Here is a 1,253-nt window from a genome sequence, read left to right as displayed (position 1 = left end):
GAAAAGTTGCCTGGGTAGGTGACCCAGAGTGTATGTACACCTACTCTGGAGTTCAAAAAGCCCCTCAGGCCTGGACTAAAGAGTTGATTGAAATGAGACGCAAACTTGAACAATTCACCGGGCACACCTATAACTCTTGCTTACTTAATCTGTATCACACTGGTGATGAAGGTATGGGATGGCATAGCGATGATGAGAAAGAGCTAGACGGTACATCCCCCATCGCATCACTCAGCTTAGGTGCTCGACGTAAGTTTACATTTCGCCATAAGCAGGACAAAACTACTATCTCAGTATTTCTTGATCATGGAAGTTTACTCATCATGCATCCACCCATTCAAGAACATTGGCATCACAGCCTCCTCAAGACAAAGACTGTTACAAGCCCCCGCATTAATCTCACCTTTCGAAAAATACTTCCCCGAATATGAGGGGTGGCTAATTAATTCCAACGGGCCATTGCAGCATCGTCAGTGACGCGGGCATCAACCCATTTACCACCTTCGGGGGTCTCTTCTTTTTTCCAAAATGGTGCTGCTGTTTTGAGGTAATCCATGATGAACTCACAAGCAGCAAATGCTTCACCTCTGTGGGCGCTAGTAACCGCCACCAGGACAATTTGATCTTCGGGCAAAAGCGGCCCTACTCGATGAATGACTAGAGTCTTGTAAATATCCCAGCGGCCTCTGGCTTGTTGAATGATTTCCTCTAGGGATTTTTCTGTCATACCGGGGTAGTGCTCTAGCGTCATGCCCTTAACTTGACTACCGTCATTCATATCTCGGACGGTACCAACAAAAGTGACTACTGCGCCTACGCGAGGGTCATTCTTGCGCAGCGCTTGAACTTCAGTAGTGAGGTCAAAGTCTTGCTCTTGAATGCGGATGAAATCGTTCTGCATCTTAGCCACCAGTAACCGGAGGGAAGAAAGCTACTTCAGCACCCTCCACTAGCGAAGTGGAATCGCTCACCATCTCTTGATTTAAGGCGCAACGAATTATCCTGCTGCTTGCCAGCACCTCAGCCCAAGGGTTTCCTCGTTGAGTAAGATAAGCTCTTAAGTCAGCAATAGTTTTGACATCTGCTGGAGCAGTAATACTCTCGCTAGAGAGTCCAAGGCCTTCTCGCAGAGAGGCAAAGAATCGTAATTCGAGTTTCATATAGAGATCGTAATCTGATTTCTTTGGGCTTGCTGTGTATTAGATTAACTTAGCTAAGCAGAGCGCTAAAAGGGATGTACTTCACCATATCGC

3 protein-coding genes are annotated in these 1,253 nt (G+C 46.7%); 1 reads left to right on the top strand and 2 read right to left on the bottom strand.

All coding sequences use genetic code 11. From position 1 onward, the window contains the following. On the top strand, positions 1-431 hold a 431-nt coding region (locus B7X71_RS17235; protein ID WP_293601642.1), incomplete at its 5' end, for an alpha-ketoglutarate-dependent dioxygenase AlkB. Positions 432-442: 11 nt separating this feature from the next. Here the strand turns inward: B7X71_RS17235 and moaE are convergent. Further along, entirely contained in the window at positions 443-901 is a 459-nt protein-coding gene (gene moaE, locus B7X71_RS17230; RefSeq protein ID WP_293601641.1) for a molybdopterin synthase catalytic subunit MoaE, read from the bottom strand. Between the two features lies 1 nt (position 902). After that, positions 903-1,160, bottom strand: a complete 258-nt coding sequence (gene moaD / locus B7X71_RS17225) for a molybdopterin converting factor subunit 1 (protein ID WP_293601640.1) — start codon at positions 1,158-1,160, stop codon at positions 903-905. Positions 1,161-1,253: the final 93 nt, after the last annotated feature.

The sequence above is a fragment of the Polynucleobacter sp. 39-46-10 genome (assembly GCF_002282275.1).
The sequence above is the reverse complement of the archived record's forward strand: the minus strand, read 5'-3'. Positions and strand labels throughout refer to the sequence as shown.

What these genes read in the sequence shown, in the direction of transcription:
- moaE (WP_293601641.1), bottom strand. Translation starts at nt 901, where the DNA reads ATGCAGAACGATTTCATCCGCATTCAAGAGCAAGACTTTGACCTCACT.
- moaD (WP_293601640.1), bottom strand. Translation starts at nt 1,160, where the DNA reads ATGAAACTCGAATTACGATTCTTTGCCTCTCTGCGAGAAGGCCTTGGA.